The sequence below is a fragment of the Aquicoccus sp. genome, assembly GCF_041686535.1.
Classification (GTDB): Bacteria; Pseudomonadota; Alphaproteobacteria; order Rhodobacterales; family Rhodobacteraceae; genus Aquicoccus.
This window is the reverse complement of the sequence record NZ_JAWLDS010000042.1, coordinates 1-24,275: the sequence shown is the minus strand read 5'-3', so window position 1 is coordinate 24,275 and position 24,275 is coordinate 1. Positions and strand designations below refer to the sequence as shown.

Annotated in this window: 29 protein-coding genes and 1 pseudogene; 18 read left to right on the top strand and 12 right to left on the bottom strand. The window is 62.6% G+C overall.

Going from position 1 to position 24,275, the window contains the following annotated elements:
- The 6 genes from ACESL9_RS10345 to ispH all read right to left on the bottom strand — a co-directional run.
- A partial coding sequence (locus ACESL9_RS10345; RefSeq protein WP_372674795.1) for a CocE/NonD family hydrolase occupies nucleotides 1–118 on the bottom strand: 118 nt, incomplete at its 3' end.
- 129 nt (nucleotides 119–247) lie between these two features.
- The gene (locus ACESL9_RS10340) at nucleotides 248–871 is read right to left on the bottom strand and encodes a trimeric intracellular cation channel family protein (RefSeq protein ID WP_372611529.1); all 624 of its coding nucleotides are present in this window, start codon (nucleotides 869–871) and stop codon (nucleotides 248–250) included.
- Complete coding sequence (gene rnhA / locus ACESL9_RS10335) at nucleotides 868–1,332, bottom strand: ribonuclease HI (protein ID WP_372611527.1); 465 nt, start codon at nucleotides 1,330–1,332, stop codon at nucleotides 868–870. The genes ACESL9_RS10340 and rnhA overlap by 4 nt, the downstream gene beginning before the upstream one ends.
- A complete protein-coding gene (locus ACESL9_RS10330; RefSeq protein WP_372611525.1) occupies nucleotides 1,325–1,915 on the bottom strand; it encodes a class I SAM-dependent methyltransferase in 591 nt (196 codons plus the stop codon). The genes rnhA and ACESL9_RS10330 overlap by 8 nt, the downstream gene beginning before the upstream one ends.
- Nucleotides 1,912–2,376: a DUF3429 domain-containing protein gene (locus ACESL9_RS10325; RefSeq protein WP_372611523.1), complete on the bottom strand. Its 465-nt coding sequence runs from the start codon at nucleotides 2,374–2,376 to the stop codon at nucleotides 1,912–1,914. The genes ACESL9_RS10330 and ACESL9_RS10325 overlap by 4 nt, the downstream gene beginning before the upstream one ends.
- A complete protein-coding gene (gene ispH, locus ACESL9_RS10320) occupies nucleotides 2,373–3,323 on the bottom strand; it encodes a 4-hydroxy-3-methylbut-2-enyl diphosphate reductase (protein WP_372611521.1) in 951 nt (316 codons plus the stop codon). The genes ACESL9_RS10325 and ispH overlap by 4 nt, the downstream gene beginning before the upstream one ends.
- Before the next feature lie 123 nt (nucleotides 3,324–3,446).
- Between ispH and ACESL9_RS10315 the strand changes: the two genes are divergently transcribed.
- Entirely contained in the window at nucleotides 3,447–3,932 is a 486-nt protein-coding gene (locus tag ACESL9_RS10315) for a c-type cytochrome (RefSeq protein WP_372674794.1), read from the top strand.
- Between the two features lie 104 nt (nucleotides 3,933–4,036).
- On the opposite strand, the gene ACESL9_RS10310 is transcribed toward ACESL9_RS10315, so the two are convergent.
- Nucleotides 4,037–4,609: an NYN domain-containing protein gene (locus ACESL9_RS10310; RefSeq protein ID WP_372611517.1), complete on the bottom strand. Its 573-nt coding sequence runs from the start codon at nucleotides 4,607–4,609 to the stop codon at nucleotides 4,037–4,039.
- 122 nt (nucleotides 4,610–4,731) lie between these two features.
- Between ACESL9_RS10310 and folK the strand changes: the two genes are divergently transcribed.
- The gene (gene folK / locus ACESL9_RS10305; protein WP_372611515.1) at nucleotides 4,732–5,328 is read left to right on the top strand and encodes a 2-amino-4-hydroxy-6-hydroxymethyldihydropteridine diphosphokinase; all 597 of its coding nucleotides are present in this window, start codon (nucleotides 4,732–4,734) and stop codon (nucleotides 5,326–5,328) included.
- On the opposite strand, the gene ACESL9_RS10300 is transcribed toward folK, so the two are convergent.
- A complete protein-coding gene (locus tag ACESL9_RS10300; RefSeq protein WP_372611513.1) occupies nucleotides 5,325–6,674 on the bottom strand; it encodes a 3-deoxy-D-manno-octulosonic acid transferase in 1,350 nt (449 codons plus the stop codon). The genes folK and ACESL9_RS10300 overlap by 4 nt on opposite strands.
- Nucleotides 6,675–6,779: 105 nt before the next feature.
- Between ACESL9_RS10300 and kdsB the strand changes: the two genes are divergently transcribed.
- The 15 genes from kdsB to ACESL9_RS10225 all read left to right on the top strand — a co-directional run bounded on the left by kdsB (nucleotide 6,780) and on the right by ACESL9_RS10225 (nucleotide 22,071).
- Nucleotides 6,780–7,541, top strand: coding sequence for a 3-deoxy-manno-octulosonate cytidylyltransferase (gene kdsB / locus ACESL9_RS10295; RefSeq protein WP_372611511.1), 762 nt, complete (start codon nucleotides 6,780–6,782; stop codon nucleotides 7,539–7,541).
- Entirely contained in the window at nucleotides 7,538–8,170 is a 633-nt protein-coding gene (locus ACESL9_RS10290; RefSeq protein WP_372611509.1) for an HAD family hydrolase, read from the top strand. Before kdsB ends, ACESL9_RS10290 begins: the two co-directional genes overlap by 4 nt.
- Nucleotides 8,171–8,292: 122 nt before the next feature.
- Nucleotides 8,293–8,646 carry a DNA-directed RNA polymerase subunit omega gene (rpoZ, locus tag ACESL9_RS10285; RefSeq protein ID WP_372611507.1) on the top strand — a complete coding sequence of 118 codons (354 nt, stop codon included), beginning with the start codon at nucleotides 8,293–8,295 and terminating at the stop codon, nucleotides 8,644–8,646.
- A gap of 32 nt (nucleotides 8,647–8,678) precedes the next feature.
- Complete coding sequence (locus tag ACESL9_RS10280; RefSeq protein ID WP_372611505.1) at nucleotides 8,679–10,817, top strand: RelA/SpoT family protein; 2,139 nt, start codon at nucleotides 8,679–8,681, stop codon at nucleotides 10,815–10,817.
- 58 nt (nucleotides 10,818–10,875) lie between these two features.
- Nucleotides 10,876–11,538, top strand: coding sequence for a DUF2062 domain-containing protein (locus tag ACESL9_RS10275; protein ID WP_372611503.1), 663 nt, complete (start codon nucleotides 10,876–10,878; stop codon nucleotides 11,536–11,538).
- Nucleotides 11,539–11,635: 97 nt separating this feature from the next.
- Entirely contained in the window at nucleotides 11,636–12,385 is a 750-nt protein-coding gene (locus ACESL9_RS10270; RefSeq protein WP_372611501.1) for a pyridoxine 5'-phosphate synthase, read from the top strand.
- Nucleotides 12,382–12,822, top strand: a complete 441-nt coding sequence (gene acpS, locus ACESL9_RS10265; RefSeq protein WP_372611499.1) for a holo-ACP synthase — start codon at nucleotides 12,382–12,384, stop codon at nucleotides 12,820–12,822. The genes ACESL9_RS10270 and acpS overlap by 4 nt, the downstream gene beginning before the upstream one ends.
- A 264-nt stretch (nucleotides 12,823–13,086) precedes the next feature.
- The gene (gene lepB, locus ACESL9_RS10260; RefSeq protein WP_372611497.1) at nucleotides 13,087–13,923 is read left to right on the top strand and encodes a signal peptidase I; all 837 of its coding nucleotides are present in this window, start codon (nucleotides 13,087–13,089) and stop codon (nucleotides 13,921–13,923) included.
- A 55-nt stretch (nucleotides 13,924–13,978) separates the two neighbouring features.
- Nucleotides 13,979–14,659, top strand: a complete 681-nt coding sequence (gene rnc, locus ACESL9_RS10255) for a ribonuclease III (protein ID WP_372611495.1) — start codon at nucleotides 13,979–13,981, stop codon at nucleotides 14,657–14,659.
- Nucleotides 14,656–15,561: a GTPase Era gene (era, locus tag ACESL9_RS10250; RefSeq protein WP_372674793.1), complete on the top strand. Its 906-nt coding sequence runs from the start codon at nucleotides 14,656–14,658 to the stop codon at nucleotides 15,559–15,561. The genes rnc and era overlap by 4 nt, the downstream gene beginning before the upstream one ends.
- Nucleotides 15,562–15,654: 93 nt before the next feature.
- Complete coding sequence (locus ACESL9_RS10245; RefSeq protein WP_372611491.1) at nucleotides 15,655–15,987, top strand: DUF1491 family protein; 333 nt, start codon at nucleotides 15,655–15,657, stop codon at nucleotides 15,985–15,987.
- Between the two features lie 153 nt (nucleotides 15,988–16,140).
- Nucleotides 16,141–18,255: a 3-hydroxyacyl-CoA dehydrogenase NAD-binding domain-containing protein gene (locus ACESL9_RS10240; protein ID WP_372611489.1), complete on the top strand. Its 2,115-nt coding sequence runs from the start codon at nucleotides 16,141–16,143 to the stop codon at nucleotides 18,253–18,255.
- Between the two features lie 10 nt (nucleotides 18,256–18,265).
- Nucleotides 18,266–19,462, top strand: a complete 1,197-nt coding sequence (locus ACESL9_RS10235; protein WP_372611487.1) for an acyl-CoA dehydrogenase family protein — start codon at nucleotides 18,266–18,268, stop codon at nucleotides 19,460–19,462.
- Nucleotides 19,463–19,475: 13 nt separating this feature from the next.
- Nucleotides 19,476–20,570: an acyl-CoA dehydrogenase family protein gene (locus ACESL9_RS10230; RefSeq protein WP_372611485.1), complete on the top strand. Its 1,095-nt coding sequence runs from the start codon at nucleotides 19,476–19,478 to the stop codon at nucleotides 20,568–20,570.
- Between the two features lie 94 nt (nucleotides 20,571–20,664).
- Nucleotides 20,665–22,071: an FAD-binding oxidoreductase gene (locus ACESL9_RS10225; protein WP_372611483.1), complete on the top strand. Its 1,407-nt coding sequence runs from the start codon at nucleotides 20,665–20,667 to the stop codon at nucleotides 22,069–22,071.
- 102 nt (nucleotides 22,072–22,173) lie between these two features.
- On the opposite strand, the gene ACESL9_RS10220 is transcribed toward ACESL9_RS10225, so the two are convergent.
- The 3 genes from ACESL9_RS10220 to ACESL9_RS10210 form a co-directional block, all read right to left on the bottom strand.
- Nucleotides 22,174–22,839 (bottom strand): class I SAM-dependent DNA methyltransferase, encoded by a 666-nt coding sequence (locus ACESL9_RS10220; RefSeq protein ID WP_372611481.1) that lies wholly within the window; start codon nucleotides 22,837–22,839, stop codon nucleotides 22,174–22,176.
- 13 nt (nucleotides 22,840–22,852) lie between these two features.
- Nucleotides 22,853–23,017, bottom strand: coding sequence for a hypothetical protein (locus ACESL9_RS10215; protein ID WP_372611479.1), 165 nt, complete (start codon nucleotides 23,015–23,017; stop codon nucleotides 22,853–22,855).
- A gap of 98 nt (nucleotides 23,018–23,115) precedes the next feature.
- The gene (locus tag ACESL9_RS10210) at nucleotides 23,116–23,346 is read right to left on the bottom strand and encodes a hypothetical protein (protein ID WP_372611477.1); all 231 of its coding nucleotides are present in this window, start codon (nucleotides 23,344–23,346) and stop codon (nucleotides 23,116–23,118) included.
- 10 nt (nucleotides 23,347–23,356) lie between these two features.
- Between ACESL9_RS10210 and ACESL9_RS10205 the strand changes: the two genes are divergently transcribed.
- Nucleotides 23,357–23,998: an RluA family pseudouridine synthase gene (locus ACESL9_RS10205; RefSeq protein WP_372611475.1), complete on the top strand. Its 642-nt coding sequence runs from the start codon at nucleotides 23,357–23,359 to the stop codon at nucleotides 23,996–23,998.
- 22 nt (nucleotides 23,999–24,020) lie between these two features.
- On the opposite strand, the pseudogene ACESL9_RS10200 reads toward ACESL9_RS10205, so the two are convergent.
- Nucleotides 24,021–24,275, bottom strand: a pseudogene (locus ACESL9_RS10200) (hypothetical protein); the annotation flags it as partial.

The following is a 24,275-nucleotide window of genomic DNA, read 5'->3' as shown; positions in this document are numbered from 1 at the left end:
GGGCCACCGTGCCGTCACGCTTGCGATAGGGCAGATGTTCGACAATCGCGGGCACCGGATCGTCCAGGCAATCCACCGGCCGCCAGACCCGGCACGACAACCGCACCCCGTCGGGCATCACGACTCCAAGGTCCGGAATTTCTTCGATTTCTCGCAACTCAGACATGCAAAACATCCTTGTACCTGATGTCGCGCAACCTTTCGACAGGCACGGCCAAAGTCAACAGCGGTTCGGCAATAGCGCCACTCACTTCCTCGGCGGGCGCGTCCTGTAAACCGGAAGCCGCCAGCCAAGGATAATCGATCCCGCACGCAACGCGAGCGTCACGGCACCGCAGAGCACAATGGCCGGCACTTCTCCCAGTCCGACGGCCAACGCAACAACCCCACCGCCCGCGCCTGCAAAGGCCGCGCTGGCGTAAAGTTCGCCCTGCTTGAGGACCAGTGGCACCTCGTTGCAGACCACGTCGCGCATCAGCCCGCCAAGACACCCCGTGACCATTCCCATGATGATGATCACCGGCGCTGATTGGTCCATTGTGACGGCAAGGCTCGCCCCTGCGGGAACCGCCACGGCCAGCGCGAAAGCGTCCAGCCAGGTGAGCCAGCGATAGCGGCTTTCCACCAGGTGCGCGGTAAAGAACACCGCGATCGCGCCCAGAACCGCCACCGCGATGTAAAACGGCTCGGCGATCCAGAAAACCGGATCACGATCAAGCAATACGTCCCGTATCGTCCCGCCACCCACCCCGGTCAGGCAGGCAACAAAGGCAAATCCCACGATATCAAGTTGCGCCCGGCTCGCGGCCAGCGCCCCGGTCAGCGCGAAAACCAGCACCGCCGCGTAATCGAGCAACCCCACCCAGATCATGCGCAGGCGGAATTCTTGAACGGCGCCATCCCCTCGCGGGCAAGCTCGTCGGCGCGTTCGTTCTCGGGGTGGCCGGCATGGCCCTTGACCCATTGCCAGGTCACGTCATGTCGCGCCTGCGCCGCGTCGAGCCGCTGCCAAAGCTCCGCGTTCTTGACCGGCTTCTTGGCCGATGTTTTCCAGCCGTTCCGCTTCCAGCCATGAATCCAGCCGGTCACACCGTTCTTCACATAGGCCGAATCTGTCACGATGGTGATTTTCGAGGGCCGTTCGAGCACCTCGAGCGCATTGATCGCCGCCAAGAGCTCCATCCGGTTGTTGGTGGTCTCGGCCTCACCGCCCGACAGGGTGCGCTCCTTCAACACGGCCTCCCCCTCGACCGCCTGTAACAGAACGCCCCAGCCTCCCGGCCCCGGGTTGCCGCTGCACGCCCCGTCGGTATAGGCGAAAAGCTCAGCCATGGGCCAGCACCACGATGTGCTCCGACAGGCTGCCATCCAGCCCCTTGCCACGGCCAAAGCGGCGCGCAATCACCTCGAACCCGGCGTCGCGCAAAAGGCCCAGCAACTCATCCTCCCCGTAATAGGCATAGAACCGCCCGATCCCGTCCGGTCCTTCTCCTTCGCCCAGCTTGAGCCCCACATGCAGCGCCATCCCGTGCTTGCCCGCGCGCCGGATACGCCTCAGCATCTCCGGCATCTCGACCCTTGGCAGGTGCAGCAGACTGAAATTGGCCCATATGCCATCATAAATCCCGACGGCATCCAGTTCGTCGAACCGGGCCTGCCATGCGGTCACGCCCGGTTTGCGGGCGGCGCGCGCCACCATCTCGGCCGAGGCATCGGTGGCATCGGCCTCGAATCCCCATTCGGCCAGTTTCGCGGCATAAAACCCCGGTCCGCATCCCAGGTCGAGCACCCGCCCGCCCGTGGGCAGGCGCGCGGCAAAGGCTTCGAGATCATCCAGTTCATAGAGCCTTGCATTGGCCTTCTCGTAATCACCTGCCCGCGCATCATAAACTTCAACCGTGTGTCGATCGCTCATGCCATCATCACTCCCGATCCCAGGCAGACGACAGCCACCGCGGTCAGCGGCACCCGGAGCCGCATCCACCACTCCGGCGCCAACCCCGCGCGCCAGTAAAGCCAATCCAGCGCCAAGAGCCCGACAAATCCCGCGATCAATGCCAACCCCGCGCCATGGGGTCCTCCCCCGGTCGTGAAGAACGCCCAGAGCGCCGGCAGCACCGAAAGCCCATAGGCCCAGACTGCCCAGTCCGCTGCTGCGCGCGTGGCAAACCCCCACAGAACGCCCGACATGAATGACAGGATCACCATGCCGTAGAAAAGTTGCACGTAAGGCCCGATCATCCGCGATCCGACCATGGGGCGTGCGGAATCGCCCAGTTCGGGGAAAACCGTCGTCCCCGCCCCCCAGATGAACGGCAACAGCCCCGCCAACCCTAGCCAAAGCGCCACCCCGGGAATATCGCGCGCTCCGCTCATGCCGGCTGCCGCAGCACCCGCGGCACCTTGAACTCGACATTCTCCTGTGCCGTCTCGACCTCTTCGATGGTCACGTCATGACGCGCGCGCAGCGCCTCGATCACCTCTTCCACCAGCAACTCGGGGGCCGAGGCCCCGGCCGTCACGCCGATGCTCTGCACCCCTTCAAGCGCGCGCCAGTCTATATCCCCGGCCCGCTGCACCAGTTGCGAATAACCACAGCCCGCCCGCCGGGCGACCTCGACCAGGCGCCGCGAGTTCGACGAGTTGGGCGCCCCCACCACCAGCATCGCCTGCGCTTTCCCGGCGATCGCCTTGACCGCCTCCTGCCGGTTGGTCGTGGCATAGCAGATGTCTTCCTTGTGCGGCCCCCGGATCGTCGGGAACCGCGCCTTGAGCGCCGCCACGATGTCTATCGTGTCATCCACCGAAAGCGTCGTCTGGGTGACAAAGGCCAGCTTGTCCGGGTCGCGCACGGCCACACGCGCCACGTCATCGACCGTCTCGACCAGCAGAACCTCGCCCGAGGGCAACTGGCCCATCGTGCCGATGGTCTCAGGGTGGCCGGCATGTCCGACCATGATGATCTGCAGGCCTTCTTCGAAATGCCGTTCGGCCTCGATATGGACCTTGCTGACCAGCGGGCAGGTGGCGTCCACATACACCATCTCGCGCCGTTCGGCCTCTGCGGGCACCGCCTTGGGGACGCCATGGGCCGAAAAGATCACCGGCCGGTCGTCGGGGCAATCGCTCAACTCCTCGACGAACACCGCGCCCTTGGCGCGCAGATCGTCGACCACGTATTTGTTGTGCACGATCTCGTGGCGCACATAGACCGGCGCGCCCCATTTCGAGATCGCCATCTCGACGATCTTGATCGCCCGGTCCACACCCGCGCAGAACCCGCGCGGCGCCGCCAAGAACAAGGTCAGGGATGGTTTGGTCATGACGCCTCCTGTCGCAAGCCAAGAGCTATGCGTTTTGCCTGCCTGCGTCCAGTCGCAAGCGGGTGAAATTCAGCATCCGTTCACGCCGCGTTGACTTGACCTTCCCGCGCAGGAGGCCCCGACTTGATCCCGAAGGATATCACTGGAGAGACCATGCACGCCAAAGCCCACACCCTTTGCGGCCTCGCCGTTCTGGCCCTGCCCCTGCTTGCCCCGCCGCCCGCATCGGCCGAGGCGCTTTTCCCCTATACAGACACGCGGGAGGTGGCTCGCGGCGAGGCGCTTTACGACGACTATTGCGCCGCCTGCCACGGTGCCGACCTGGAAGGCGAGCCGAACTGGCGCCAACCCGACGAGGACGGCTACCTGCCTGCCCCGCCGCATGATGCAACCGGACACACCTGGCACCACCCTGATGAACAGCTCTTCATGATCACCAAATACGGCACCGCGGCCCTCGTGGGCGATGACTACAAGACCCGGATGGAAGGATTCGCCGATCAGCTTGACGATGACGAGATCCTCGCCATCCTCGCCTATATCAAGTCGACATGGCCGGAACGGATAATCCTCCGCCACGATCAGATGAACACGGCGGAGGGACAATAGTAGGGTGTCCGGGCCCAAGACCACCTCTCCCGCCACATTCAAGGCAACGGCAGATCAAGGCTTGCGATTGACAAAAGCCTTTCATCGGCTTTTCGCAAGATGCCTCACTCTGTGGCGGCGTCCTCGGTCTCGCGCGTCGGCTGTTGTTCGCGCGGCGGGCGACCGATCACGTCCTTCAACTCATCCAGTTCGATGAAGTTGTCGGCCTGTCGGCGCAATTCGTCGGCAATCATGGGCGGCTGGCTGCGAATGGTCGAAACCACCGAGACACGCACACCCTGCCGCTGCAGGCTCTCCACCAGTGGGCGGAAATCGCCATCTCCGGAGAACAGCACGGCGTGATCGATCCGCGGCGCAAGCTCCATGGCATCGACGGTCAGTTCGATATCCATGTTCCCCTTCACCTTCCGCCGTCCATGGCTGTCGGTGTATTCCTTGGCTGGCTTGGTCACCATAGAGTAGCCATTGTAGTGCAACCAATCGACGAGCGGGCGTATCGGGGAATAGTCATCGTTCTCCAGCAGCGCGGTATAATAGAACGCGCGCAAAAGCTTTCCGCGACGCATGAACTCATGCCGCAAAAGCTTGTAGTCGATGTCAAACCCGAGCGCCCGAGCGGCGGCATAGAGATTCGATCCGTCGATGAACAGCGCCAGCCGTTCGTCTTTGTAGAACATCAAATTTCCTTCTCATTGCGTCCCGCCGTTTAATCCGTGAGTGTTGGGGGGCAGGATGGGAAGCCTCAAATAAGTTTATCCTGAATCCCCTGCAAGCAGCTTATCATGGGAATGAGCATACTGTGACTGACAATTGCGATCAACTTTGCTTGCTCGCACTCGGCGCTAATCAGCCTCATGGCGATCGCGCTCCCGGCGAAACCCTGTGCGTGGCCCTCGATGACCTCGCGGCGCGGGGCTGCACCATTGCCGCGGTCAGCCGGTTTTTCCGCACCCCTGCATTTCCAGCAGGTTACGGGCCGGATTATACAAATGCCGCTGCTTGCCTGCAATATGGCGGCTCGCCCGACACGCTTATGGCACTGCTTCATGACGTTGAGGCAACGCACGGCCGGGCGCGGTCCGAACGATGGGGGCAGCGGACGCTGGATCTCGACCTTCTGGCGATAGGCGGGTTTGTGCTGCCCGATCGCACGACGTGGCGTCACTGGCACGACCTGCCCCCCGAAACGCAGACCCGTATCGCCCCAGCCGAGCTGATTCTTCCCCATCCCAGGCTACAGGATCGCGCCTTCGTTCTGATACCGCTGGCCGACGTGGCACCCGGCTGGGTGCATCCCGTGCTGGGCCAGAGCGTCGCCGACATGTGCGCCGCGCTTCCACCCGAGGCCGTGGAGGAGATCGTGCCGATCGCCGCGCCACCCGGAGGAACGGCTTAACCCGGCCGATCCGTAATCAGCGCCAGAAGCCGCCGTGCAAGATCGTGCGAGAACCCCTGTGCCGCGCGAAACGCCGCGAACCGATCGTCGCCCTCCTGCATCGCCTGATGATAGTCGATCATTCCCCGTGCGATGCTCTCGGCGTCCGGCGTGATCCGGCACAGCCCCACATCGACGAGATAGGTGTAATCGGCGGGCAAGAGCGGCGTGATCGATCCCGACAGGATCGGGCGCTGCCGCGCAATCGCCTCGTAGGGGTTGTGCCCGATCCCCCCGAATAGCGTGTGTCCCATGAAAACGCCGAAGGCCATCGCGAACCACGTCCCCATCTCGCCATAGCTATCGGCGATGAAGAGCGGGTCCTCGGCCCCGGGCAGACCCTCGACAGCCCTGCGCGGCACAGTCCATCCGCGCGCCCGGGCGGTCGCCGCGATTGTTTCGCCCTGTTCTTTCCAGCGCGGCACCAGAATGAGCTTCATCCCCGGCACGGCCTGTCGCGCCCGGCCGAATGCGTCAAGCAACGTGTCGATCTCGTTGTCGGCCACCGATCCGCAGACGAACACCGGCGCATCCCCCCAACGCGCCCGCATCTCTCCCAGCAGCGCGTCATTTATCCGCGGTGCGGGCGCATCCATCTTAAGATTGGGATGATGCACCACCTCGCACCCGGGCCGGACCCAGTTTCCCGCCTCCTCGACACATTCGCCGCGAAACACGTGGAGCAGATCGAAATGTGCCATTGCCCAGCGGCCCGGCCCCGGCCTGCGCCCGACCAGACGCCCCAGGCGGCCATTGAACTGGCCATTGACCAGCGCGACCGGAACCCCGGCCGCCGCCAGGCCGCGCAACGCATTGGGCCACATGTCACCCTCACCATAGATCGCCAGATCGAACCGCCAGTGATCGAGAAAGCGCCGCGTCGCGCGATAGAGGTCGAGCGGTGCAAGCATCACGATGACCCGCCCGTCGCTTTCCTCGGCAAGCCGTGCGAACACCTTCTGCCCCTCTGCCGTGCGCGTGGTGACCAGGCATGTCAGGTCCGCCGCCTCTCCAAGCAGGGCCCGCGCCAGGGTGAGGTTCGCGGTCGAATCTCCGGGGCCGATGGAATGCAGCCAGACCACCCGCCCCTCCGGACGCCGGGGCATGCCGCGGGCCACCCGCTCGGGCGCGCGATCCGCGCTCTCTTCGCCCGGCCGCGTACGGGCGCGCCTGCGCACCAGTGCCACCGCCAGGCTTTCGGGAATGACTCGCATCAACCCGAAATAGGCGCGCAAGACCAGCCGTTCACCCCGGCCCATCGCCGCCCATCGCCGCCGCAGGCATTCTCTCTTGCCGGTTTCCGCCATTTCCCTCGCCCAAGATCACCCGGCACTCCCGGCGACTGGACAGGCCCGGGGCACGCGCCTATTAAGGCATGAATGCTTTCCTCATGCCAGACAATGCCATAGCCCATGCAGAACCGCGTTTTCGCCCTCATCCCCGCCCGCATGGAAAGCGCCCGCCTGCCCGGCAAGCCACTGCGCAAGATTTCCGGCATCCCGATGATCGTCCATGTCGCCAAGCGCGCCGCGCTCTCGCCCCGTGTGACCAAGGCCGTGGTCTGCACCGATTCGATTGAGATCCTGATGACCTGCGAGAAGTTCGGCATCGATGTCTGCCTGACCCGCTCCACCCATCAGAACGGCACCGAACGCATCGCCGAAGCGGCCGAGGTCATGGGCCTGACCGAGGATGACATCATCGTCGACGTGCAGGGCGACGAGCCCTTCGTGCGCCCAGAATATATCGAGGAAGTGGCCGATTTCACCGCCCGGACCGGCTATGGCTGCGTCGTGCCGCACCAGATGATCGACGAATACGGCAATCTCAACCGGGTCAAGATGGTCGCGCATGGCGACCGGGTGATCTATTTCTCCCGCGCCGATGTGCCCTGCCATTTCGGCGAGATGCCGCAGCCGCTCAAGAAACATCTGTCGATCATAGGCTTTCGCCTGCCCGCCCTGCGGCGCTTCATCTCATCGCATCCGACGCCGCTCGAAAACACCGAGCGGATCGAACTGATGCGGCTCATTGAACTCGGTGAACCGATCGGCACTTTCCTGCAAACCGGCACCTCGCTCTCGGTGGACACGCCCGAGGATTACGAACTCGCCTGCCGCATGATGGAGCGAGACCCCCTCTATCGCGAACGCATCGAGCGTGAATGCGCATGAGCGATCCCCTCCGCCACATCTCCTTCGATCTCGACGGCACGCTGATCAACTCCTTTGCCATCATGCAACAGGCGTGGGAGGCATCAACCGAGAAGCTGCGGATCAATTGCGGCTTTGCCGAATACCGCCGCTATGTCGGCCTGCCCTTTCCCAGGATCCTGGAATTGCTGGGCCTGTCGAATTTCGAGATGGAACTCAACGAGCTCTATTTCTCTCACACCCGGCGCCTCTATGACCAGATCGACCAGATCGACGGCGCCGCCGATCTGCTCCACTGGTGCCGCACACAAGGCTTCGGCACCTCGATCATCACCTCGAAACCGCGTGCCAATTCCGAACTGATCATCTCGCGCATGGGCTTTGAGGTCGATGCGCTGGTCTGTGGCGACGACCTCACCCGCGGCAAGCCGGACCCGATGGCAGCACGGATCGTGTGCGAAAAAGCCGGCACGACACCCGGCGAGATGCTCTATGTCGGCGACATGATCTTCGATTTTCAATTCGCCCTCAACGCCGGCATGCGCTTTGTGATGCTGGCCCCCGACGACGCGGCGCCATTGCCGCGAAACCTGCTCAACCAGGTTGACCGCGTCGGCACGCTCGCCGCGATCAGGGACATGGTTGGCTGACCCGGGAGGGCCGGGAGGGCCGGAACGACGCCCGGCCCGGCAACGACTCTCTGCTTGCGTTTCCGGCAAAGCCGCACTATGACGTCACCTTTCGATATCCCTGCCCCAAACCAGAGGTCCCCATGGCCCGCGTAACCGTCGAAGACTGCGTTGACAAGGTTCCCAACCGGTTCGAACTCGTGATGCTCGCCGCGCACCGTGCGCGCGAACTCGCGTCCGGCGCGCCGATCACCGTCGAACGCGAGAACGACAAGAACCCCGTCGTCGCCCTGCGCGAAATCGCCGATGAAACCCAATCGGCCGAGGAACTGCGCGAACGCCTGATCGAGTCGAACCAGAACCAGATCGAGGTGGACGAACCCGAGGATGATGCGATGGCGATCCTCATGGGGGCCGAGGCCGACAAGCCGGCCGAGGATGACATCTCGGAAGAACAACTGCTGCGCGCCCTCATGGAAGCCCAGGGTCAGGGCTGAAACGCCCGACCCCAACCCCGGATGCGGACCGGATGATCCCCGTAGACGATCTGATCGAACTGGTCCGCGCCTATAACCCGAAGACCGACGAGAGCCTGATTCGCGCGGCCTATGAATTCGGCAGGAGCGCACATGAGGGCCAGACCCGCCATTCCGGCGAGCCCTATTTCTCGCATCCTGTCGAAGTCGCCAAGATCCTGACCGGCCAGCGTCTCGATGACGCGACGATCATCACCGCCCTACTCCACGACACGATCGAAGACACCGGCGCCTCCTTCGTCGAGGTCGAAAAGCGGTTTGGCCGCGAGATCGCCGAACTCGTCGATGGCGTGACCAAGCTCACCAACCTGCAACTCTCTTCGACCGAAACCAAGCAGGCCGAGAATTTCCGCAAGCTCTTCATCGCCATGTCGCGCGACCTGCGGGTGATCCTTGTCAAACTCGCCGACCGGCTGCACAACATGCGCACGATCAAGGCGATGCGCCCCGACAAACAGGCCCAGAAGGCGCGCGAAACGATGGACATCTATGCCCCGCTCGCCGGTCGCATGGGGATGCAATGGATGCGCGAGGAGCTCGAGGATCTCGCCTTCAAGGTGCTCAATCCCGAGGGGCGCAACTCGATCATGCGCCGCTTCGTCACCCTTCAGAAGGAAACCGGCGATGTGGTCGAACGCATCACCGGCGACATGAAAAGCGAACTGAAGAAGGCCGGGATCAAGGCCAAGGTGCTGGGCCGGGCCAAGAAACCCTACTCGATCTGGCGCAAGATGCAGGAAAAGGAACTGTCCTTTTCCCGCCTGTCCGACATCTACGGCTTTCGCGTCCTCGTCGACAGCGAAGAAGACTGCTATGCCGCCCTTGGCGTGATCCACCGCCGCTGGCGCGCCGTGCCGGGCCGGTTCAAGGATTACATCAGCCAGCCCAAATCGAACGGCTATCGCTCGATTCACACCACCGTTTCCGGCCGCAACGGTCGCCGGGTCGAGGTTCAGATCCGCACTTGGCAGATGCATGACGTGGCCGAATCCGGCGTCGCCGCGCACTGGTCCTATCGCGATGGCGTGCCCGCCGAGAACCCGTTCGCGGTCGATCCCGCGAAATGGGTCGCCGGCCTCACCGAGCGCTTCGACAGCGAAGAGGACCACGAGGATTTTCTCGAAGCGGTCAAGCTCGAGATGTATGCCGACCAGGTGTTCTGCTTCACCCCCAAGGGCGAGGTGGTCAAACTGCCACGCGGTGCCACGCCGATCGACTTTGCCTACGCCATCCATACCCGCATCGGCGACGCCTGCGTCGGGGCCAAGGTCGACAACATGCGCGTGCCGCTCTGGACCCGGGTCAAGAACGGCCAGTCGGTCGAGATCATCACCGCCGAAGGCCAGACCCCGCAGGCCACATGGCTCGACATCGCCGTGACCGGCAAGGCCAAGACCGCGATCCGCCGCAAACTGCGCGAGGTCGACCGCGAGCGTTTCATAAAGCTCGGGCGCGAACTGGCGCGGGCGGCCTTCGACCATGTCGGCAAACGCGCGACCGACAAGGCGCTTGAAACCGCGGCCCGCAATCTGCGCCTCGAGGACCGCAATACCCTTCTCGCCCGGCTCGGCTCTGCCGAAATCACCGCCCGCGACGTGGTGCAGTCGGTCTATCCCGACCTTGTGCCGGACAAGTCCGAGGAAATCTCCACCGAACGCGCCGTCATCGGCCTCGGGGCCGACCGGATGATGAGCCGCGCCCCATGTTGTCAACCACTGCCCGGCGAACGCATCGTCGGCATCACCTATCGCGGCCGCGGCGTGGTTGTGCACGCGATCGATTGCGACGTGCTCTCCGGCTACGAGGATCAGCCCGCCCGTTGGCTCGATCTGCACTGGCAGCCCGGCCGCCACCCCGCGGTCTATGCGGTGACTCTCGAAATGACCATCGGCAACGACGCCGGGGTTCTGGGCCGGGTTTGCACCTTGATCGGCGAGCAGAAGGCCAATATCTCCGACCTGCGGTTTGTTGACCGCAAACCCGATTTTTTTCGCCTGCTGATTGACGTCGAACTGAGCGATGCCGAACATCTTCACCGCGTCACTTCGGTTCTCGAAGCCGATAGCGACGTCGCTGCCGTAAGCCGCCACCGTGATCCCCAACGCGCCGGCCAGCGCATCGCACAGTCCTGACCCCCCGCCGCTCCGCGGGCGGCCCCGATCCGGGCATCAAGGAAAGGAGAGAAGACCATTGGTCTTTAGACGACGCGACAAACGGCCCATCTGGAAAATCGTGGCGGAATTCTTCTTTCCACGTGGCGGATGGTGGCGCGCGGCGCAATATGTCCGTCACCGCCTGCACAGGTTGCCCGATCCGCCGCACAAGATCGCCCGTGGGATCTGGGCCGGGGTCTTTGTCGCCTTCACCCCGTTTTACGGGCTGCATTTCGTCATCTCGATCATCCTCGCACGGCTGATGCACGGGAATATCGTGGCCGCGCTTCTTGCCACCTTCTTTGGCAACCCGCTGACCTATATCCCGATTGCCCTCGTCTCTCTGGGCACCGGTCACTGGCTACTCGGAACCGAGTTCGACCCCGAGAGGACGGAACGCTCGCTCGCCAGCAAGTTCACCGATGCATGGGCCGACCTGTGGCACAACATCTCGGCGATTTTCACCGGGGCGCCGCAGAACTGGAGCAACCTTTCGGCATTCCATGACGAGGTGTTCCTTCCCTACCTGATCGGCGGCATCATCCCCGGCATCATCGCCGCCTCGGTCTGCTATTACCTCGCCGTACCGGTCATCTTGGCCTATCAGAACCGCCGCAGGGGGCTGCTGAAGGACAAGCTCGAATCGATCAAGCGCAAACGCGCCGAATCCAAGGCCAGGGACAGCACGACCGGCGAATGACAGGCCCGGGCCCGCATGGCGGCACGCCCGGGAATATCCGATTCACCCTCGCGCCCAAAATCATTACCTTGGCTTCAAAGTTCGAGGGAATCATCGCATGACACAACCGGGCAAACTCCGCCTCGGCGTGAATATCGACCACGTCGCAACCGTCCGCAACGCGCGCGGCAGCGCCTATCCCGACCCGCTGCGCGCCGCCAAACTGGCCGAAGAGGCCGGGGTCGACGGCATCACCGCGCATCTGCGCGAAGACCGTCGCCATATCGGCGACGCCGACATCGAGGCGTTGATGGCCGGCCTCTCAGTGCCGCTCAACTTCGAGATGGCCGCCACCAATGAGATGCAGAAGATCGCGCTTCGCCACGTGCCGCACGCCGTATGCATCGTGCCCGAAAAGCGCGAGGAACGCACCACCGAGGGCGGGCTCGAAGTCGCGCGCGAGGAAAACCGCCTCGCCCATTACATCGCCCCCTTGCGCGAGGCCGGCTGCCGGGTCTCGCTTTTCATCGCCGCCGATATCGCACAGGTCGAGGCGGCCGCCCGGATCGGCGCACAGGTGGTCGAACTGCACACCGGCGCCTATTGCGACCTGCATGCCGAAGGCAGGTTCGACGAACGTGACGCCGAATGCGACCGCCTGCGCGAGATGTCGGCGCACGCCCAGTCCCTCGGGCTCGAGGTTCATGCCGGGCACGGCCTGACTTTCGACACCGTGAAACCCATCGCCGCCTTTCCAGAAGTCATGGAACTCAACATCGGCCATTTCCTGATCGCCGAGTCGATCTTCATCGGCCTGCCCGCGGCGATTGCCGAAATGCGCCGCTTGATGGACGAGGCGCGCGCATGATCCTCGGCATCGGTACGGACCTTGCCAACATAGACCGCATCGCACGCACCCTCGACCGGTTCGGCGACCGGTTCCGCAACCGCGTCTTCACCGAGACCGAGCAGCGCAAGGCCGAGCGCCGCCGCGACACCCCCGGCACCTACGCCAAGCGATGGGCCGCCAAGGAAGCCTGCTCAAAGGCGCTCGGAACCGGGTTGCGCATGGGCATCGCGTGGAAGGACATGGCGGTCTCGAACATCTCGACCGGGCAGCCCGTCATGCATGTCACCGGCTGGGCGCGCGACCGGCTCGACGAGATGACCCCACCGGGGCACGAGGCGATCATCCACGTCACCCTCACCGACGATCACCCCTGGGCGCAGGCTTTCGTCCTGATCGAGGCCCGGCCCGTCGAGGATGCCACGCAGGTTAACGCACCGTTGCGACCCGCACACTGACCCCGGCAGAGGTCGGGTCTCGGACCGGGGCACCCTCGCCCTGGTCGGTGTTCTGCATCACCCCCAACGCCCGGGGCGTTAACTCCGGGGTTCATGGCGCCGGTTCGCACCCCCGACAGCCGGGCGGCAGCCGGCCGGTGCACGCATTTCACCCCCTGATTCGATGCCATTGGGTCATGTTAACCCGGCTTTCCGCGGATGGCCTTGACACCCCCGCCCCCGCCCCGCATGAAGCGACCACAACGCTACCCAGGAGGTCCGCCCATGGGCGAGAAGAGCAGTTTCGCAGGATCGGTGATCGAGACGGTCAAGACGATCGTATATGCACTTCTCATTGCCGGGATCTTCCGGACGCTGTTCTTTCAGCCCTTCTGGATTCCGTCCGGTTCGATGAAGGACACGCTGCTGGTCGGTGATTTTTTGTTCGTGAATAAAATGGCTTACGGTTATTCCTATGCGTCCTGCCCGTCGATCCGCATCGCCAGCATCGGTCTCGACATCGACGCCGAAGACATCTGTGGCTGGATGAAATCCGACAATTCCCGCATCTGGGGCGGCGAACCCCAGCGCGGCGATGTCGTCGTGTTCCGCCACCCGGTCACGGGTTCGGACTATATCAAGCGCCTTATCGGCCTACCGGGCGACAGTATCCAGATGCAGGATGGGCAGCTTGTCCTCAACGGCGAACCCGTCCCCACCGAGTCCGCCGGCACGTTCACCGAAAAATTCGAACCCCAAGGCCCCGAAGGCCGCACCCCCCGCTGTGAAAACGCCCCGGTCGGCAGCGGTGGAAATTGTGAGAAATCAAGATATTGGGAAACCCTGCCGGGTGGCATCAAACACGCAATCCTGAACGTCACCATGCAAGGATCGGACAATACCGGCGTCTATACCGTTCCTGACGGGCATTACTTCTTCCTCGGCGACAACCGCGACAATTCCACCGACAGCCGTGTCGCCCAGACCGCGGGCGGCGTTGGCTACGTGCCCTACGAAGACCTCATTGGCCGTGCCGACCGGGTCATGTTCTCTTCGGCCGGTCGCTCGATGTTGTTTTTCTGGACCTGGCGCTCCGATCGGTATTTCAAGGCGATCGAGTGATCGCCGCGTTGCGCATCTGGACAGCGCCCCGCATTCGCTCCATTTAGGGTCTGTCATGAAACTCGCACGCGACATTAAGGAGTTTGAAACCCGGCTCGGCCACACTTTCGCCGATCCCGGGCTCTTGGTCCGAGCGCTCACGCATGCCTCGATTTCATCACCCACGCGCGGTGACAATCAACGGCTTGAGTTTCTTGGTGATCGTGTGCTGGGCCTCGTCATGGCCGAAGCCGTCCTCGATCACGACCCGGAGGCGACCGAGGGCCAACTTGCCCCGCGCTTCAACGCACTTGTGCGCAAGGAAACCTGCGCAGAGATCGCGCGCGAGATCGACATCGGCGCGGTGCTCAAGATCGGTCGTTCCGAAATGATGACCGGTGGCCGCCGCAAGACCGCCCTTCTGGGCGATGCCATGGAGGCGGTGATCGCCGCCGTCTATCGAGACGGTGGATTTGTCGCGGCACGTGATCTGATCCTGAGACTCTGGGGGGAAAGAATAGATTCGGTCGACACCGATGCGCGCGATGCCAAGACGGCGCTTCAGGAATGGGCCCAGGCGCGCCGGCAGCAACCGCCTGTCTACAGCGAGTTGAAACGCGAAGGCCCCGATCACGCCCCGATCTTCACCATAGAAGCCCAGCTCGCGACCGGAGAGGCCGCCCACGCTACGGCCAATTCCAAGCGCGCCGCCGAACAGGCCGCCGCGAAGGCCCTTCTGGACAAGGTAGAATCATGACCACACATTGCGGCTTCGTGGCCCTGATCGGGGAACCTAACGCGGGCAAATCGACACTGACCAACCACATGGTTGGCGCCAAGGTCTCGATTGTCACCCACAAGGTTCAAACCACCCGCGCCCGTATTCGCGGCGTGGCGATCGAGGGCGATGCCCAGATCGTGTTTGTCGACACGCCCGGTCTCTTCCAGCCGCGCCGCAGGCTGGATCGCGCCATGGTCGCCGCCGCATGGGGCGGGGCCGCGGATGCGGACATTATCGTGTTGCTGGTCGAGGCGCATCGCGGCATCACCGAAGGTGTGGAACGGATCATCCAGGGGTTGAAGGATCTGCCCCAGTCCCGCCATGTCGCCCTTGCCATCAACAAGATCGACCGCGTCGAGGCACCGAAACTCCTCGAACTCACAAAAGAACTCAACGACCGTTTCGCGTTCGAGAAGACCTTCCTCATTTCCGCCGAGAAGGGCTATGGCACGCAGGACCTGCGCACATGGCTCGCCGCAACTTTGCCCGAAGGTCCGTGGCTCTATCCGGAGGACCAGATCGCAGACCTGCCGATGCGCATGATCGCGGCAGAGATCACCCGCGAGAAGCTCACCCTGCGCCTCCACCAGGAACTGCCCTACCAGTTGACCGTAGAGACAGAGAACTGGGAGGAACGCAAGGATGGCTCAGCCCGCATAGACCAAGTGATCTATGTCATGCGCGACGGCCACAAGGGAATCATTCTCGGCAAGAAGGGCGAAACCATCAAGGCGATCTCGAAGCTCGCCCGCGAAGAACTCGAAGAGTTTCTCGGTCGCCGCATCCACTTGTTCTTGCAGGTCAAGGTGCGCCCACATTGGCTTGAGGAAAGCGAACGCTATTCGGAAATGGGACTCGAATTCAAAGATGGGAACTGACCTGTCGCTTGACCTGATCCGACAGCGCCCCGTGCCCTTGTCCCTCAGCGGGCGCACGAAAACCAGGGGCGTGCTCCCCGCTTGCGTGTCGCCATGAGCCGGCTGACTGCCCAGTTCTGGGTCCATGCCTATCTTGCCCGGTTGCGGCTCCATGACATCCCCGCTTTCGTTACTGCACATGGCGATGACACATCGGGCGCGGTGCTGGTAAAGCTCAACACGCTCGACGGTCGGGCACGTGCCTATCATCGCACCTTCGACCCTATGACCGGCGCCCGTCACTGGGACCTTCTCGCTGACGGTACCGAAACGGACATAGAGGCATCAATAGCCAAGCAACGCAGCTTTGACCCCGATCTGTGGGTTATCGAGGTCGAGGACCGCGAAGGCCGCCATCTGCTGGGCGAACCGGGTTTGTCAGACTAATCCTGCCAGACCCTGTAACGCCGCGTCAGGCCCAGTGACGTGACGGCCAAACTCTTATGCACTGTTGCTCAACTGTCTCCCTTGCAGGCATATTGAAGGCTGTGCCGGGGTGATCATCGCGGCACAGGAGGAAAATCAGGAAAGAGAAGTGCAATGAGCGATCAGGTCACCCTCACGCGCGACGGCGATATTGCAGTGGTCACTGTCGACAACCCGCCGGTCAACGCGCTCGGCGCCGCCGTGCGGCAGGGTCTGTACAAGGCGATGGAAGAGATCGACGCCGACGATGCAATCAAGGCCGCGATCATAATCGGGGCCGGCCGCACCTTTCCTGCCGGGGCTGACATTCGCGAATTCGGTCAACCGCCGCAGCCGCCCGGCCTCTCCGAGGTGTGTATGCGAATCGAGGATACAACCAAACCGGTCATTGCCGCGATCCACGGTACAGCGCTTGGTGGGGGGCTCGAAGTCTCGCTTGGCGCTCATTACCGTATAAGTGATCCCAAGGGCCGCGTCGGCCTGCCCGAGGTGTTGATCGGTGTTCTTCCCGGCGCAGGCGGCACGATCCGTCTGCCCCGCATAGCGGGCATCGAAGCCGCGCTAGACATCATGATCTCGGGTCGCCAGGTCAGTGCGCAGGAGGCCAAGTCGCTGGGAATTGTCGACCGCCTGGCCGATGGCGATCTGCTGGACAGCGCCAAGGCCTGTGCACGCGAGTTGATCGCCGAAGGCGCAGGCCCGCGCAAAACATCCGAACGCAATGAAGGACTGGGAACGGATGAGGAAAACGCCGCGGCCATCGAGGCCGCTCGCAAGGGTATCGTCAAGAAGGCCAAGGGGCTGTTTTCGCCCGCCCGCATGGTCGATTCCGTTGAATACTCTCTCAATCATTCCCTGCAAGACGCCTCGAATTACGAGCGCGATTGCTTCATGGAATGCCTGGAAACACCGCAGCAAAAGGGCCTTGTCCACGCCTTCTTCGCCGAACGTGCCAGCGCCAAGGTACCCGAGAACGGCCGCGCCGATCCACGTCCGCTCAACAAGATCGGGGTCATCGGCGGAGGCACCATGGGGGCAGGCATCACCGTGGCCGCGCTCAATGCCGGGCTTTCGGTCACCATGGTCGAGCGTGACGAGGAAAGCATCGCGCGCGGCAAGCAGAATGTCGAAAAGGTCTATGCCCGCGATGTAGAGAAGGGCCGCAAGACAGAAGAACAGAAGGCCGCGATCATGGCGCGCTACACGCCGTCGACTTCTTATGATGATCTTTCCGATGCCGACCTGATAATCGAGGCCGTATTCGAGAACATGGATGTCAAGAAAGAGGTGTTCGCGGCGCTCGACAAGGTGGCCAAACCCGGCGCCGTTCTGGCCTCGAACACGTCCTACCTCAATATCGACGAGATCGCGTCGGCCACGTCGCGGCCCGAGGACGTGATCGGGCTGCATTTCTTCTCACCGGCCAATATCATGCGGCTGCTGGAGATCGTTATCCCCACAAAAGCGTCGGATGACGCCATCGCCACCGGCTTCGACCTGGCCAAGAAGATGAAGAAGGTGCCGGTGCGGGCTGGCCTGTGCGACGGCTTTATCGGAAACCGGATCCTCGGCAAATATGCCACCGCCGCAGCTTACATGGTCGAAGACGGGGCCTCGCCCTACAAGGTTGACGAGGCGCTGGTGAATTTCGGCTACCCGATGGGGATTCACGCGATGGCCGACCTTGCTGGCCTCGATATTGGTTGGTCCAACCGCAAGAACAAGGCCGCGACGCGCTCGAATGACGAACGCTACAGCGGCACCATCGCCGACAGGCTGTGCGAGAACGGCTGGTTCGGGCAAAAGACCGGAAAAGGCTGGTACGTCTACAAGGAAGGTGATCGCCGAGGCACCCCCAATCCGGACGCCGAAAAGATCATCGATGAGGCGCGTCGCGATCTTGGCATCACACCGCGCGAGTTCACCGAAGAAGAGATCATCCGCCGCTATCTTGCTGCGATGATCAACGAAGGCGCCAAGGTTCTCGAAGAGGGCATCGCACTCAAACCCTCGGATATCGACGTGACCTTCCTGTTCGGCTACGGCTTTCCGCGCTACCGCGGCGGGCCGATGAAATATGCCGACATGTATGGCCTGGAAAATGTCCTGAAAGATCTGCGCGAATTCGAGAAGGAAGATCCCAAGTTCTGGAAACCGGCGCAACTCATCATCGACATGGTCGAAAATGGCGAAAGCTTTGACGACCTCAACAAACGCGCTGCAAGCTGAGGAGGCCGGGATGGATCTCAATTTCACACAGGAAGAAATCGAATTCCGCGACGAAGTGCGCGGCTGGCTGGCCGAGAACCTGCCCAAGGATCTTGCGCGCAAGGTTCGAAGCGAGTCGCATCTGACCAAGGATGACATGCTGCGCTGGCAACTCATCCTGCACGAAAAGGGATGGCTCACCTATTCATGGCCGGCCGAGTTCGGCGGCACCGGCTGGGGCCCGGTCAAGCAGTTCATCTTCGAGGAAGAGATGGCCTATGCCTGCGCACCCCGGCTGCTGCCATTCGGGCTCAGGATGCTTGGTCCGGTGCTGATGAAATTCGGCACGAAGGAACAGCAGGACTATTACCTGCCGCGGATGTGCGACGGCACCCATTGGTGGTGCCAGGGCTATTCCGAGCCGGGCGCCGGGTCGGACCTTGCCAGCCTCAAGACCGCCGCGGTGCGCGAGGGCGATCACTACATCGTCAACGGCCAGAAGACATGGACGACGCTGGGCCAGCATGCCGACTGGATCTTCTGCCTCGTGCGCACCTCGACAGAGGGCAAGCCACAAGAGGGGATTTCCTTCCTGCTGATCGACATGAAGAGCCCCGGAATCGAGGTCCGCCCGATCCAGACGATAGACGGCGGTCGCGAGGTCAACGAGGTCTGGTTCAGCGATGTGAAAGTCCCCGTCGAAAACCTGGTGGGCGAGGAGAATAAGGGCTGGACCTATGCCAAGTATCTGCTGACGCATGAGCGCACCAATATCGCCGGCGTGGGCAAGTCCAATCAGGAGCTTGCCCGGCTCAAGGAACTGGCCTCCAGCCAGAAACGCAACGGCAAACCATTGGCTGAAGACCCGCATTTTGCCGCCCGCATGGCCCGGGTCGAGATCGACCTGATGAACATGGAAATCACCAACCTGCGGGTTCTGGCACAGGCCGAGGCCGGTGGCGCACCTGGGCCGGAGAGCTCGATGCTCAAGATCCTAGGCACGGAGATCGAACAAGAACTGACGGATCTGACCCGCCGCGCCCTTGGCCGCAGCGCACAGGCGCTCACCCCCGAGGCGGACGATCCCGGGTTCAATGGTCCCTATGTCGCACCAGAAGGGTTCCAGAACGCGTCGGGTGTCTATTTCAACCACCGCAAGACCACGATCTATGGCGGATCGACCGAGATTCAGAAGAACATCATCAACAAGATGATTGTCGGGCTCTGAAGGGGGGCATTACATGGAATTCATCCACACCGATACCCGCCGAATGCTGGCCGACACGATCGACCGTTACCTGCGGGACAAATACCCGCTAACCGCCCGTGTCGAGGCCGGCAATGGCGAACCGGGCTTTCAGCCCGCGCAATACGAGGCGCTGGCCGAGCTGGGTGTCATCGCCGCGCTGTTCCCCGAGGATCAGGGCGGGTTCGGCGGCGAAGGTTTCGACATTGCCGTGGTGTTCGAGGAAATGGGCAAGCGGCTGGTGAATGAGCCGGTGATGGACAACGCGCTGGTCCCCGGGCCAATCCTTGCCGCCGCGGGCCTTTCGGACGCGGTCGAGAACATCATCGCGGGTACCGCGCGCTATGCGCTTGCCGCCGAAGAGCCACAGGCGCTTTATGATCTCACCGATGTCGAGACCCGGGCCGAAGCCAACGGCGACGGGTGGGTGCTCACCGGTGCGAAGTCGGTTGTGAAATATGCCCCCGGCTGTGACGGTTTCATCGTTTCGGCGCGCACCGACAAGGGCATGTCGCTTTTCCTGGTCGCTCCCGATCAGGTGAGACTGCGCGAGTATGCCACCTTCGACGGCGGCCGGGCCTCCGAGCTTTCGCTCGAGGGCGCCGAGGGCCAGTTGCTGGGCCAGGAGGGCACAGGCGCAGAGATGTTGCAGGAGGCCGCCGACCGCGCCGTTCTGGCGCTCTCGGCCGAGGCGCTGGGCATCATGCAGACGATCCGCGAGATGACCATGGAATACCTGCGCACCCGGAAACAGTTCGGTGTGGTGATCGGCAAGTTCCAGGCGCTGCAACATCGCATGGCAGAAATGCTGCTTGAGATCGAACAGGCGCGCAGCGCGGTGATCAACGCCGCCAATGCGATGGCGCTTGCGGGTCCGGAACGCGCCCGAATCATCGCCGCCGCGAAATACTCGATCGGGCGGATCGGGCGGCTTGTGGCCGAGGAATCGATCCAGATGCATGGCGGTATCGCGATGACATGGGAATACGACCTGGGCCATTTCGCCAAGCGTCTCGTGATGATCGACCATGAATGGGGCGATCAGGATTTCCACCTGGCCCGTTTCATCGAACAGGGCCGCGCCGCTTGACGACAGCGTCGGTCGGGGTCGTCCCGTCTCTGACCGGCCGCACTTGCCTCGGCGCGTGAAAGGCGCCACCTTGAGGCGGGGGAGGCCATCGCATATGATCGAGAAACTTGAGGCCATTGTCGGCGCGTCCAGTGTTCTGACCGGTGCGGATGTGGGCCGGTATTCCCACGATTTCACCGGGTCCTACACCTGGACTCCGCTTGCCGTCGTGCGGCCCGGATCGACAGCGGAAGTCTCCAAAATCGTGAAGCTCGCAAATGAGACGCGCACGCCCGTGGTCCCGGTTTCGGGAAATACCGGGCTGGCCGGGGGCGCGCAAGCCGAGGGCGCGATCATGATCTCGCTCGAACGGATGAACCGGATCCGGGAGATCCGTCCCAAGGCGCGGCTCGCAATTGTCGAGGCTGGGGTGATCCTGTCGGACATCCGCGCGGCGGCCGAAGAGCAAGGGCTTGTCTTTCCACTCACCTTCGGGGCGCAAGGCAGCGCGATGATCGGTGGTAACCTGTCAACCAATGCGGGCGGATCGAACGTGCTGCGCCATGGCAATACCCGCGACCTGGTTCTGGGCATCGAGGCGGTTCTGCCTGACGGCTCGGTGATGGATCTCATGTCGGAACTGCACAAGGACAATTCCGGCTACAACCTCAAACACTTGATGATCGGCGCCGAAGGCACGCTGGGCATCATCACCAGTGCGGTGCTGAAACTGGTGCCCAAACCACGCGCCTATGCCACCGCGATGGTTGCAGCGCCCTCACTCGACGGGGCGCTGACCCTGCTCAACAGGCTGCAGGAAGCGACCGGCGGTGCGGTCGAGGCCTTTGAATACATGCCGCGCAGCTATGTCGAACAGCATCTCAAGATCGTGAAGGGCGCGCGCGAGCCTTTCGACACGCCCCATGAGGTCAATATCCTCGTCGAGGTCGGTGCCACGTCACCGCGCGACGCCAATCCCGGACCGGATGGGCGCGCACCTGTTGCGTCTTACCTGGAAAGCGTGCTTGAAGACCTGTTCGAGCAGGGCGCGGTTCTGGATGCGGTGGTGGCCGTGAACGAGGCCCAGCGCCGCGAGATGTGGGCACGGCGCGAGGCGGCGGCCGAGGTGACCCTGTCGCGGCTACCGATCCAGAACAACGATATCGCGGTGCCGCTCGACAAGGTGGCCACCTTTCTCGAACGCGCCGATACCATGATCGCCTGCGTGGATCCCGGTGCGCAGCCGATGGTGGTGTCGCATCTGGGCGATGGCAACGTGCATTATGCGATCTGGCCAAAAACGCAGGACCCGGAAACGATGAACCGCCTCATGGAAGGGGTCGAGGAGATCGTCCTTGATCTCGGCGGAAGTTTTTCGGCAGAACACGGAATCGGCACTGCGAAACTGCCTTCCATGGCGCGGCGCAAGAACAAGGTGGCGATGGCTACGATGTGGGCGATCAAGGCGGCACTTGATCCCAATGGGATCATGAACCCGGGGAAAGTGCTGCCAGTCGACTGATACTCCTTATCGGACCTCAACCCATGCACCCATTTCCCTTTGCAACCTGCATGCACGTGATGCGACCGAGCATCTTTCCCAAGAACGAATGATGGTCTGGGCTCAATCCCTTTGGAAGCGCACGACAAAACCCTTGTCATCAGCATGCGGGCCCGTGTTGCTTGGACCATATATCGACACCTCGATTCGCTCGAAAGAGGCAAGACGCGGGCGCAGCATCGCAAAGGCATCGGCAAAACCTTCGCTTTGCCAATGGCGGACATTAACCGAAATCACGCCATATCCGCCCGGAGCCAGAATGCGCAGCACCTCATCGAGCGCGGCAGGCCCGACATGGCCGGTGGTGAAGGTCCCCGCGCTCACGACGCTGCAATACGCGCCGTCCGCCACGTTCAGCCGTCCTGTCAGATCACCTTCGAAAAGCTGCCGATACACCTGTTTGCGTGCGGCAACTGCCAGCATTTCGGGAGAAATGTCGGTGCCGTCGACCGGTGTCACCTGCCCTTCGAGCAAGAGCCCCATAACGCCCGTTCCCGCACCGAGATCGAGTACCGGACCCTTGGGATGAGCTGCCAGAAACACGCGCGCCACGTGCTGGGGCAGACGGTAATCCATCTCGTCGACGAAATCGCTATCATAGCTATCCGCCCAGCTGCGGTAAAGTCGCTGACTGTCTTCAGGCGTGCGCAGCGCATAGGCAGCATCGAGGTCGGGGGCATCATCCGGGCCAGGTGGAGCATCAACGTTCATATTGCCAGCCAAGCCCATCCTTGCCCGATATTCAAGGGCCCCCTTCGCTGGAGCGCAATGCCTCAGAGAGACCGGCAAAGCGAAAATCGGCGGCGACCCTCGCACTCATCGCTCCTTGGCGCAGCCCACCGATTTGAGCCAAGCGCATGACGACCTTGAATTCTGTGACCATCCAGTCCTCGGTGAGCGTGGTCAAATCGACACTCACTAAATCAAGTTCACCGAACCCGCGCTAAAACCAAGCGGCCCATCACCTAAATACCCCCGGCGAAACCGGACGCCGGAAAAGACCTTTCACACAACCAGTAAGACGGTGGCAGAAAGCGGAAGGTTCCGACCGTCAGGGGATTCGTTCGCGCTGTCCATGCTTTCGGCAACCGCCTCCAGCACACGTTCGATCTTCAGGTGCGCCATGTACGTCGCCACCGAAATCCAACTCCGAACAGGCCGCAAGGCCCCGGCTTGCCAGACTTCGCCGAGGTCGGGTTGCCCCTCAACCGGTCGCGGGGTATGGCTCAGGGCCATGAACAATGCCATGGACAATTATGACCCACCGCAAGACCCACCCGAGATCCTGCATGAAGATCAGGCGTTGATCGTGGTCAACAAACCTGCCGGCCTCCTGTCAGTGCCGGGAAAGGGTGCGCACCTGGCCGATTGTCTTCTCGCCCGTGTCGCCGCCCGTTTTCCCACGGCACTGTTGGTTCACCGTCTCGATCGCGACACATCCGGCGTCATGGTCTTTGCCGCCACCCCCCATGCGCAGCGCCACCTTGGCCTGCAATTCGAAAAACGGCAGACCAAAAAGACCTACGTTACGCGGGTTCACGGCCGGATCGATGCGCGCGAAGGGATGATCGACTTGCCACTTATTGTCGATTGGCCCAACCGTCCACGCCAGATGGTCTGCCATGCGACTGGCAAGCAAGCCATCACCAACTACAAGGTTATCCGCAGCGACGCATGCGAAAGCCGGGTACGCCTCATTCCTCGCACCGGGCGCAGCCATCAATTGCGCGTGCACATGGCTGCACTCGGTCACCCCATCCTTGGCGATCCTTTCTATTCTGACAATGCCGATGAGTATCCGCGAATGATGCTACATGCCGAGGAACTGCGCCTTCGTCACCCCGAAGGTGGCCGGGGCATGCGGTTCCACGCACGGACTCCGTTCTGACGGTCAGACCAGATGCGCCAGATCACGCAGCGCGTTGCTGCATCAGCGTGACAGCTTCGAAGGGTCGCAGCATCGGATAGCTCGATTTGGAATGCTCCGGCAGCAACGTGCGGTCGATCTCTGCCAATACACTCTGCGCCAATTGCGCGGGCTTGCGCCGCAACCTTCCGATGTAGAGGCTCTCGATCGGACAGCCGGCACCAATCATGGATTCGTGCCGCGGCAGGATCACCTGGCAATAGGTCACGGTTGGCGGCCCACTGAGACTGATTGCAGA

Bases quoted from the DNA above. Each gene is read 5' to 3' on its own strand.
- rpoZ (WP_372611507.1), top strand. From the start codon at position 8,293: ATGGCCCGCGTAACCGTCGAAGACTGCGTTGACAAGGTTCCCAACCGG.
- ACESL9_RS10240 (WP_372611489.1), top strand. From the start codon at position 16,141: ATGAGCGATCAGGTCACCCTCACGCGCGACGGCGATATTGCAGTGGTC.
- ACESL9_RS10205 (WP_372611475.1), top strand. From the start codon at position 23,357: ATGGACAATTATGACCCACCGCAAGACCCACCCGAGATCCTGCATGAA.
- ACESL9_RS10230 (WP_372611485.1), top strand. From the start codon at position 19,476: ATGGAATTCATCCACACCGATACCCGCCGAATGCTGGCCGACACGATC.
- acpS (WP_372611499.1), top strand. From the start codon at position 12,382: ATGATCCTCGGCATCGGTACGGACCTTGCCAACATAGACCGCATCGCA.
- ACESL9_RS10225 (WP_372611483.1), top strand. From the start codon at position 20,665: ATGATCGAGAAACTTGAGGCCATTGTCGGCGCGTCCAGTGTTCTGACC.
- kdsB (WP_372611511.1), top strand. From the start codon at position 6,780: ATGCAGAACCGCGTTTTCGCCCTCATCCCCGCCCGCATGGAAAGCGCC.
- ACESL9_RS10340 (WP_372611529.1), bottom strand. From the start codon at position 871: ATGATCTGGGTGGGGTTGCTCGATTACGCGGCGGTGCTGGTTTTCGCG.
- ACESL9_RS10245 (WP_372611491.1), top strand. From the start codon at position 15,655: ATGAGCCGGCTGACTGCCCAGTTCTGGGTCCATGCCTATCTTGCCCGG.
- ACESL9_RS10325 (WP_372611523.1), bottom strand. From the start codon at position 2,376: ATGAGCGGAGCGCGCGATATTCCCGGGGTGGCGCTTTGGCTAGGGTTG.
- ACESL9_RS10270 (WP_372611501.1), top strand. From the start codon at position 11,636: ATGACACAACCGGGCAAACTCCGCCTCGGCGTGAATATCGACCACGTC.
- ACESL9_RS10280 (WP_372611505.1), top strand. From the start codon at position 8,679: ATGATCCCCGTAGACGATCTGATCGAACTGGTCCGCGCCTATAACCCG.
- ACESL9_RS10220 (WP_372611481.1), bottom strand. From the start codon at position 22,839: ATGGGCTTGGCTGGCAATATGAACGTTGATGCTCCACCTGGCCCGGAT.
- ACESL9_RS10235 (WP_372611487.1), top strand. From the start codon at position 18,266: ATGGATCTCAATTTCACACAGGAAGAAATCGAATTCCGCGACGAAGTG.
- ACESL9_RS10330 (WP_372611525.1), bottom strand. From the start codon at position 1,915: ATGAGCGATCGACACACGGTTGAAGTTTATGATGCGCGGGCAGGTGAT.
- ACESL9_RS10300 (WP_372611513.1), bottom strand. From the start codon at position 6,674: ATGGCGGAAACCGGCAAGAGAGAATGCCTGCGGCGGCGATGGGCGGCG.
- rnc (WP_372611495.1), top strand. From the start codon at position 13,979: ATGAAACTCGCACGCGACATTAAGGAGTTTGAAACCCGGCTCGGCCAC.
- lepB (WP_372611497.1), top strand. From the start codon at position 13,087: ATGGGCGAGAAGAGCAGTTTCGCAGGATCGGTGATCGAGACGGTCAAG.
- ACESL9_RS10310 (WP_372611517.1), bottom strand. From the start codon at position 4,609: ATGTTCTACAAAGACGAACGGCTGGCGCTGTTCATCGACGGATCGAAT.
- era (WP_372674793.1), top strand. From the start codon at position 14,656: ATGACCACACATTGCGGCTTCGTGGCCCTGATCGGGGAACCTAACGCG.
- ACESL9_RS10210 (WP_372611477.1), bottom strand. From the start codon at position 23,346: ATGGCCCTGAGCCATACCCCGCGACCGGTTGAGGGGCAACCCGACCTC.
- ACESL9_RS10290 (WP_372611509.1), top strand. From the start codon at position 7,538: ATGAGCGATCCCCTCCGCCACATCTCCTTCGATCTCGACGGCACGCTG.
- ispH (WP_372611521.1), bottom strand. From the start codon at position 3,323: ATGACCAAACCATCCCTGACCTTGTTCTTGGCGGCGCCGCGCGGGTTC.
- rnhA (WP_372611527.1), bottom strand. From the start codon at position 1,332: ATGGCTGAGCTTTTCGCCTATACCGACGGGGCGTGCAGCGGCAACCCG.